This window comes from Staphylococcus sp. HMSC071G07 (assembly GCF_001811435.1).
In the GTDB taxonomy this organism is placed as follows: Bacteria; Bacillota; Bacilli; order Staphylococcales; family Staphylococcaceae; genus Staphylococcus; species Staphylococcus pettenkoferi.
In genome coordinates this window covers 95,187-104,136 of record NZ_KV804784.1, presented here as the reverse complement: position 1 = coordinate 104,136, position 8,950 = coordinate 95,187, and the positions used below count along the sequence as shown (strand labels likewise).

The following is an 8,950-nucleotide window of genomic DNA, read 5'->3' as shown; positions in this document are numbered from 1 at the left end:
AGAAAGCGTTAGCCATCTCGAATTCAGTCAGCAACTGCGTAGGACCACACTCAACTAATTAATCTCGCTTAATAAGCTCGATTAATGGATTTTCGTTGTGGTCTAGCTCCATCATGCGTCTCGAGTCGACATTGAAAATATATATTTAATGAAATTGTAGTTTTATTCAATCATATACTCAGTTTTTACTGTACAAGATCTATGGATTTCCAAGATTACCTTAATCTAATGAAGATATAGTTGTTTTTGAAAACAATTATATTCCTGCTAATCAGTCTCAACGGTTATTTCTCATGCTCTTTATAAGAGAAATATATATCTTTACTTTCCATAACTATGGTTAAAAGTTTAAAATTTGTCTCCCTATTTGATTACACTATGTTTAGAAACTCATGAAGATGGTATACTATAAATTATCTAACTAGTGTATTGGCATACGATAGCTCTTTATTTTTTCTGTATTAAATTTTTGTGAAAGAATTTTAAAAAAGTGCTTGTCATCTCGTTAGAGAGTTGCTATAATTTATCTTGTGCTTAAGAACGGCTCCTTGGTCAAGCGGTTAAGACACTGCCCTTTCACGGCAGTAACACGGGTTCGAGTCCCGTAGGAGTCACCATTGAGTTGGTCCCGTAGTGTAGCGGTTAACACGCCTGCCTGTCACGCAGGAGATCGCGGGTTCGATTCCCGTCGGGACCGTAGATGCTCACCCAATAGGGTGGGCATATTTTTTTGCTCGTTTTTAACTTTAGATAGCGATCTCCTAAAGCTACATTATATAGACTTCTTACATCAACTCCTCACCACCTTATATTCACTCTCCTTTTATAAAAGTACTCTAACTACATTTTTAAAAATCCCTCCTATTTATTTGTATCTAATTAATAAATCAAAATATTTTATCAACAAAAGTATAATTTAAGGTTTAAATGACATATTATGTCATATCCCATTCGCTAATATAGAGATAAATTCACTTATGGGAGGAATTTATTATGAAAAAATTAGGAATAACTTCAGGAATTGTACTTAGTGGAGCGGTATTATTTGGAGGAATTGGTACATCTCAAGCGTATGCAGAAAGTTATAGTTCTGTGGATGCAAGTAATGCAGAGAACATCGCGAAAGAAGTAGCTAAGGATAACGGTATGGACCCTTCAAAACAAAATTTCTTCGAGCCAAAAAGTAGCGGCGATTATTATCAAGTTGAAATTGGTAATAAATCTAACGTAGGTGCAGGTGCTTATCGCGTGCATAAGGATGGATTAGTTGAATATAGAGATGGTGGCGTGGAGTCTAACCCTTACCGTAAAGTAGGTAACTATCACTTCTCAGACGCGAATTCAAAGGCTCAAAATAACGATAAAAATAACTCAAATCAACAACAATACTCTACAAACATGCAACAAAAGCAGAATGTCACTCAACAAAATCAAGCTAATCCTAGCAACGCTTCACAACAACAAAATGCAATGCAATTCAACCAAAATAATGAGCAACAAGCTCAAGCTCAAAACGTAAAACAATCAGATCAAAGTGAGGCACAACAAGCTCAAATATTACCTAACACTGGTCAATCTTCTAATAGTCTCGCTTTAGGCGTACTTGCAGCAGTATTAGGTGTTAGCGTACTTGCTATGAGACGTTTCGTACGTCAATAATCCTTCTCTGCATTGTATAAAGAAATTTTAGTTTACACCTCAAGTGACATATATTGTCATACCTGTTTCGCTATCATAAGACTAAATGCATAAAGAGGAGGATTATTCATGAATAAAAAGGTTGAATTCGCCCTTTCAATCCTGTTCTTCTGGGTGAAAGGTAGCGTAGCCGTAGACTCTAGATTCGTGAAAGTAAACACGGCTAATGCGATTCTCGGCATCTTTCCAGCAGGACGTGATGCAGAAACAATGCCGCTGAAGAATATTAGCTCTACTAAACTTTCAAGTAAATATAAAATCTTTCCAATGATTATCGGAATATTGATTATGCTCATTGCATTATCACGCTTAGGTACATCATTCTTTGGTGCACTCATCTTCTTCATTATCGGTGCACTTATCTTTGGAAGTGGCATATTAACAACATTAATCATTCAACGCGCGGGTAATGATTATGCCATTTCTGTACCATTTTTCGAGAAAAATAAATTACTGATTGCGCAGAATTCTATTGAAGAAGCACTCGCTCACGATACAGATAAGACAGATTTAAACCAATTCTTTGATAAAAAAGGAACAAATTAGTTCAGACGAATAAAATCTCATCCTATACATCACTATGATCACCGTATTCGATCATTAAGCAACTCCTTAGAAGAAAAGGACATGCACAACAAATAGACGTCACAGTCACCTTACACGCATGTACTCTCTTCTCAAAGGGGTTGCTTTTACTTATGTAATAACCCTTTTACCTTTACCTAAAGTCGTCTCATAATCCTCGCAACTATAGCATCAAAAAAAGACCTCCGATGCATAACACCGGAAGCCTCAACCTAACTCGTCTTACCATAAGTTAGCTAATAAGTTTGTTTGACTACGATCTGGACCTACAGAGAAGATTGAGATGTCCACACCGCAAATTTCAGAAATACGTTCTAAGTAACGACGTGCGTTGTCAGGAAGTTCGTCTAGAGAACGGCAACCTGTAATATCTTCGTCCCAACCTGGAAGTTCTTCGTAAACAGGCTTACAACGTTTCACTTCGTCTAAGTTCGCTGGATATTCAGTGATTGTTTCGCCATCCAACTCATATGCCGTACAAATCTTCACAGTATCTAAACCTGTGAGAACATCGATAGAGTTGATTGAGAGGTCTGTAATACCGCTCACACGACGTGCATGACGTACGACTACAGAGTCGAACCAACCCACACGTCTTGGGCGACCTGTCGTTGTACCGTATTCACGGCCGACTTCGCGAATGTGATGACCGTCATCATCAAAGAGTTCTGTTGGGAATGGGCCATCGCCTACACGTGATGTGTAAGACTTACATACACCGATGACTTTGGATACAAATGTAGGGCCTACACCGCCACCAACTGTCACGTTACCTGCAACTGGGTTACTTGATGTCACGAATGGATATGTACCGTGATCGATATCGAGCATGACACCTTGAGCACCTTCGAATAATACTTTCTCGTCTGCTACGAATGCATCGTCTAATACTTTCGCAGTGTCTGTAACGTAAGGTGCTAAGCGTTGTCCCGCTTCGTAATATGTCTCAAATATCTCATCAAATGTTGGGCATGGTTTATTGAACATACCTTTGAAATACGCATCTTTATATTCAATATTATCTTGTAGACGTTGTTTAAAGGTGTCTTTATTTAATAGGTCAGCCATGCGAATACCGATACGTTGTGCTTTATCCACGTATGCAGGGCCGATACCTTTCTTCGTCGTACCAATCTTGTTGTCGCCACGACGTTCTTCTTCGTACTCGTCTTGTTTCAAATGATATGGCAAGATGACTTGCGCACGGTTTGAGATGCGTAAGTTATCAGTAGATACGCCACGTTCGTTTAACGCGTCTAACTCTTTTAAAAGTGCTACTGGGTCTACTACGACACCATTACCTATCACTGCGAGTTTATCTTTGTAGAAAATACCTGATGGTACGAGGTGTAATTTATAAGTTTCACCGCTAAATTTGATTGTGTGACCTGCGTTATTACCACCTGAAAAACGTGTGATCACATCCGCTTGTTCTGCTAAGAAATCTGTAATCTTTCCTTTACCTTCGTCTCCCCATTGTGTCCCAACTACTACAATTGATGACATATGAGCACCTCCAAGTTTTTCTCAATTTACCATAGAGTATTTTACCAATATCACCTGGAGATTGCAAATAAAAATCGAACATTATTTCAAAGTTGTTAGCAGACGTTAAAGACGTGTTATTTCATTAATCTATAGTTTAGAAAAGCGATGATATCAACGTTTGGCAATCTTTCTTCAGTAAAACATTAACCGTACTTCTATGAATTCAAATTACTTTTAAACAACTAAAAACCGTACAAAATTAACATATGAGTTAAAATCATACGGTTTAAAAACTTCGATTATTTATTGTTATCACATATCTGCATGTGCATAATCAATATCAGTAAATTTGTTGTATTGTTTCATGAAATGCAGTTTCACGGTACCTGTTGGGCCGTTACGTTGCTTCGCGATAATAATTTCAATCTCACCATTATCATCGTTCACTTGCGGTTCCATGCCCATATCACCATCGTCCTCGTCATCTTCACCGGCACGCTCATAATAGTCATCACGATAAAGGAACGCAACGATGTCGGCGTCTTGTTCGATGGAACCTGACTCACGGATATCACTCATCATCGGACGTTTGTCCTGACGTTGTTCTACACCACGAGAAAGCTGACTCAAGGCGATAACAGGACATTCAAGTTCTCTGGCAATCGCTTTAAGCGTTCTTGAAATCTCAGAAACCTCTTGTTGCCGGTTATCAGAGAAACGTGAGCCACTACCTTGTAGCAATTGCAGATAGTCAATCACGACCATATCTAAGCCATGTTCTTGTTTCAAACGGCGGCACTTAGAACGGACATCTGACACACGAATACCTGGCGTATCATCGATAAACAGTTTCGTATGAGAGAGCTTCCCGACGGACGTAGTGAAACGATTCCAATCCTCTTCTTCCATCATACCAGTACGTAAACGGTTAGAATCGACATTTCCTGTACTACAAATCATACGCGTGACGAGTTGATCCGCACCCATCTCTAGAGAGAAGATGCCTACGGTAAAGCCATCTTCGTGCGTAGCCACCTTTTGCGCGATATTAAGAGCGAAGGCAGTCTTACCCACGGAAGGTCGAGCGGCAATAATGATGAGATCATTGCGGTTAAAGCCTGCTGTCATATTATCTAAATCACGATAACCTGTAGGAATGCCGGGTGTCTGACCGCTATTCTGATCGAGTAATTCAGCATTCTCATAGACTTCACCAAGCACCGTGACGATATCTTTAAAGCCTTCACTTTCTCGTGAAGAAGAAATTTCAAGTATCCGGCGCTCAGCATCATTGAGAACCTCGTCTAATTCGATTTCACTATTATAACCGTCATTGGCGATACTTTCTGCAACTTGGATGAGTTTCCGTTTCGTCGCTAGCTTTAAGACGATGTCAGTATAGTATTGAATATTTCGCGTCGTCGGAACATTGTTCGCAAGTTCCGCGAGATACTGAGGTCCACCCGCTTCGTTGAGCCGTCCATCTTGAGAGAGCTGATCCATGAGCGTCACACTATCAATATTCTTGCTCTCCTCATGGATATGCATCATCGCTCTGAAGATATGTTGATGGGCACTTCTATAAAATGACTCAGGAAGTAAGACTTCCTGAGTTGAGTTCATGAGTTCTGGATCGAGGAAAATGGCACCTAATACAGATTGTTCCGCTTCATTACTATGCGGCATTTGATTGCGTTCGTACATTCCGTCCATTTGTTCTCCACCTCATATCTCATTACTTTGAATTAGTTCTGTTCTACTGTGTGTACGCGAATTGTACCTTCAACTTCTTTATCAAGTTTCACTGGCACGTTCGTATAACCTAAAGCGTGAATGCCGTGTGGTAAATCCATTTTACGCTTATCAATTTTAATATCGTGTTGATCTTTAAGGGCTTGAGCGATTTGTTTCGTACTGATTGAACCGAATAACTTACCGCCTTCACCTGTCTTCGCACTGACTTCAACTTCGATGTCTTCAAGACGTGCTTTGAGTTCTTTCGCATCGTCAATTTCTTTCTGTCTTTCTTGTTCTGCACGTTTATTTTGTTGTTGAAGTTGTTTCAAGTTACCACTATTTGCTTCGACTGCTAAGTTCTTTTTAAAAAGGAAGTTGTTAGCGTAACCTACAGGTACATCTTTAACTTCGCCTTTCTTACCTTTACCTTTAACATCTTGTGTGAATATTACTTTCATGCGTCTTCACTCCTACTCATTTGTTCTGTTATTGCCTGTTGTAATTGTTCAATTGCTTCTTCGACAGTTAAGTCTTTCAACTGTGTAGCAGCATTCGTTAAATGTCCGCCACCACCGAGTGCTTCCATCGTTAGCTGAACGTTGATTGCACCAAGAGATCGCGCTGACATTCCGATAAGGTTATCTTCACGTCGTGCTACAACATATGAGGCTTCTACACCATCTAAACTTAACAACTCATCTGCTGCTTGTGCAACAGTAACGGGATGATAGATCTTGTCGTCTGGACCATGAGCAATCGCCACGCCATGATCTTGAAGTTCAACCGTGCGAATTAATTCAGTTCGGTTGATGTACGTATCAATATCATCCTTCAAGAAGTGTTGCGTTAAGATCGTATCCGCACCATGTGCACGGAGATAACTTGCTGCGTCGAAAGTTCGTGAGCCTGTCCGCAATGTGAAGTTACGCGTATCAACGATGATACCTGCAAACATCACTGTGGACTCAAGTCGTGTTAAGCGTTGTTCCGTCGGTTGATATTCTAGCAACTCTGTCACGAGTTCTGCAGTAGAGCTGGCGTACGGTTCCATGTAGACCAACAACGGACTGGAAATAAAGCTTTCGCCACGACGATGGTGGTCAATCACGACTTTGCGATTAGATTTATTTAAGATATTTTCATCTAAGACCATCTCAGGTTTATGCGTATCAACCACTACGAGCGTCGTCTTAGAAGTCATGATGTCCCATGCTTCGTCGGACGTAATGAAACGCTCTTTCAATTCAGGTTTCTCATCAACCGCGTTCATGACACGTCGCAATGTAGGATCGATATCTGAATCGTTAAGCACTACGTAGGCATCCAAATTGTTCATCATCGCAAAGCGTGTCACACCGATAGCTGCACCGATGGCATCTAAATCTGGACGCTTGTGTCCCATCACGATGACTTTGTCGCCTTCCATCAAGATATCTTTCAAAGCGTGAGAAATGACACGAGCTCGCACGCGTGTACGTTTCTCCATCGGGTCAGTCTTACCGCCGTAGAAGCGGACATTACCGTTGATGTGTTTGATGGCAACTTGGTCACCGCCACGACCGAGTGCTAAGTCTAGTCCAGATTGTGAGAGCTCACCAAGATCGATGAGGTTCTCTGATCCTTCCCCTACGCCGATACTCAGTGTAAGCTGAGCACGGTAACCTACACTCTTCTCACGTAATTGACTTAAGATATCAAAGTTACTATCTTCAACTTCATTTAAGATACGTTGATTCAAGTAAGCCACAAACTGGTCTGAGCTATAACGTTTGAAATAGATATTATATTCCGAAGCCCAACGACTGATGACGCGTGTCACCATCGAGTTGATTTCTGAACGTTGTGTATCGTTCATATTTTGTGTGATTTCGTCGTAGTTGTCGAGGAAGAGCGTCGCAATAATCGGCTTTGACTCCTCGTAGAGTTCATTCGTCTTCACTTCTTCTGTAATATCGAAGAAGTACAACACACCTTCCGCTTCTGCATAACGTACGCGGTAGTGATAGCCATTGTCTTCAATTTCTATTTCTTGCGTCTTTTCCAGCTGTTTTAAAATGTTTGGATAAACCTCATTAACAGGATCTGAAATCACGTTGCGTTCAGCACGTTCAGACATGAACTTGTTCATCCATTCAATATTCTCATTGTCATCTAGGATAATCATGCCGATGGGCAGCTCTTTAATTGCAGTGTTACTGCCAGCTGAAATATGTCCACTTAAGTCATCGACATAATGATCCATCTTATTTAAAGCTTTACGTATTAGAATAATCGAGACGATTGCCATAACGACGAGTATGATAGCCGCTACAGTCGCGAAGATTTGATTGATCACAAACCACGCGATGACGATAGCAATACCCGTCAGCAACATTAAGACAAACGGCAAGATTAACGCTTGCTTAGTGGATTGCCGGTTCATTGTTCCACCTCAAATCATTTTTTAATGCGCGCTTTTAAGTTCAACATCATATCTGCCATACCTATCAAGACTACAATTGGCGCCATTGCAGATATGAGCGTTCCGATAACCATGAGTAGTATTGTCACGGCTAAAGGCATACTTTTCGCTTTACCAAAGAAATGAATTACACTTAATCCCTGAATATACATACATAATGATAACACAACTTGAAAGTTCAATACGATACTTTGGAACATAGATGGTTCACTATTTGAAGTGAACAGGAGACAGACAATCGTAATGATATAAACAATTAAGATAAACCGTGGCATTTGCCAAGCATATAACGGTCTAAAGATAGGCGTCGCCACTTTAAACTTACGTAAGATTGGGAAAGTGATTAATAAATTAAATAAGACGATAACAAAGATAGTGACGATGATATAACTTGGAAATTCCATCAACGCTTTATTTGTTAAATTATCTACCAATTGATTGTAACTTTCTATGACATTGCTACCATATTGTTGTAAATCAGACGGTTGTAGATAATTTAAGACTGATTTCATCGGTTGCACTAAAGTACTTCCAGTCGGCAAACGATGGGTCGCTTGTAAGATGAGTAGTGCAATTAAACTAAATAAACTTAAGTATGTCGTCGTAACATAGAAGATGCGTTCTTTCGTTGCACGCTCTTTTAATAACTGCCCAATGACGAAACTTGTGAGCAAGACCACAACAATAGCGCTTAACGTGGCTAAGTTGGTAAAGAGCGTCGTGAGAATAACTGTAATTAAGGCAGCTATTCCGAAACTTTCTTTCGATTTGTGCCACAAGACGATACCAGGAATGGTCGCGAAGAAACACAACACATATCCTATCAAGGGCACAAAATATGTAACTAAAGCCACAATTATAAAGGTGATAACACCGAGTATCGTCGCTTTAGGATTAACTTTAGAAAACAAATTTGCCACTCCTATACTCAATTTGACTATAATGCCTATTTTAACCTCTTTGAAAGGTTTATACAATTAT

Annotated in this window: 7 protein-coding genes and 2 tRNA genes; 4 read left to right on the top strand and 5 right to left on the bottom strand. The window is 40.0% G+C overall.

The features are described from left to right. Positions 1-542 precede the first annotated feature (542 nt). From HMPREF2802_RS09815 to HMPREF2802_RS09800, 4 genes are all read left to right on the top strand, one after another. Positions 543-617, top strand: a tRNA-Glu gene (locus HMPREF2802_RS09815). Positions 618-624: 7 nt separating this feature from the next. Beyond that, positions 625-697, top strand: a tRNA-Asp gene (locus HMPREF2802_RS09810). 296 nt (positions 698-993) lie between these two features. Then, entirely contained in the window at positions 994-1,659 is a 666-nt protein-coding gene (locus HMPREF2802_RS09805; RefSeq protein WP_070504100.1) for an LPXTG cell wall anchor domain-containing protein, read from the top strand. 108 nt (positions 1,660-1,767) lie between these two features. After that, positions 1,768-2,244, top strand: coding sequence for a hypothetical protein (locus HMPREF2802_RS09800; RefSeq protein ID WP_070504097.1), 477 nt, complete (start codon positions 1,768-1,770; stop codon positions 2,242-2,244). A 261-nt stretch (positions 2,245-2,505) separates the two neighbouring features. Here HMPREF2802_RS09800 and HMPREF2802_RS09795 read toward each other — a convergent pair whose 3' ends face one another. From HMPREF2802_RS09795 to HMPREF2802_RS09775, 5 genes are all read right to left on the bottom strand, one after another. Beyond that, a complete protein-coding gene (locus HMPREF2802_RS09795) occupies positions 2,506-3,789 on the bottom strand; it encodes an adenylosuccinate synthase (RefSeq protein WP_070504093.1) in 1,284 nt (427 codons plus the stop codon). Positions 3,790-4,083: 294 nt separating this feature from the next. Next, the gene (gene dnaB / locus HMPREF2802_RS09790) at positions 4,084-5,484 is read right to left on the bottom strand and encodes a replicative DNA helicase (protein WP_002472728.1); all 1,401 of its coding nucleotides are present in this window, start codon (positions 5,482-5,484) and stop codon (positions 4,084-4,086) included. 32 nt (positions 5,485-5,516) lie between these two features. Next, entirely contained in the window at positions 5,517-5,966 is a 450-nt protein-coding gene (gene rplI / locus HMPREF2802_RS09785) for a 50S ribosomal protein L9 (protein ID WP_002472764.1), read from the bottom strand. After that, positions 5,963-7,930, bottom strand: coding sequence for a DHH family phosphoesterase (locus HMPREF2802_RS09780; protein WP_049406027.1), 1,968 nt, complete (start codon positions 7,928-7,930; stop codon positions 5,963-5,965). Before HMPREF2802_RS09780 ends, rplI begins: the two co-directional genes overlap by 4 nt. A 14-nt stretch (positions 7,931-7,944) precedes the next feature. Beyond that, positions 7,945-8,880: a YybS family protein gene (locus HMPREF2802_RS09775; RefSeq protein WP_070504090.1), complete on the bottom strand. Its 936-nt coding sequence runs from the start codon at positions 8,878-8,880 to the stop codon at positions 7,945-7,947. Positions 8,881-8,950: the final 70 nt, after the last annotated feature.

Bases quoted from the DNA above. Each gene is read 5' to 3' on its own strand.
- HMPREF2802_RS09805 (WP_070504100.1), top strand. From the start codon at position 994: ATGAAAAAATTAGGAATAACTTCAGGAATTGTACTTAGTGGAGCGGTA.
- HMPREF2802_RS09800 (WP_070504097.1), top strand. From the start codon at position 1,768: ATGAATAAAAAGGTTGAATTCGCCCTTTCAATCCTGTTCTTCTGGGTG.
- HMPREF2802_RS09795 (WP_070504093.1), bottom strand. From the start codon at position 3,789: ATGTCATCAATTGTAGTAGTTGGGACACAATGGGGAGACGAAGGTAAA.
- dnaB (WP_002472728.1), bottom strand. From the start codon at position 5,484: ATGGACGGAATGTACGAACGCAATCAAATGCCGCATAGTAATGAAGCG.
- rplI (WP_002472764.1), bottom strand. From the start codon at position 5,966: ATGAAAGTAATATTCACACAAGATGTTAAAGGTAAAGGTAAGAAAGGC.
- HMPREF2802_RS09780 (WP_049406027.1), bottom strand. From the start codon at position 7,930: ATGAACCGGCAATCCACTAAGCAAGCGTTAATCTTGCCGTTTGTCTTA.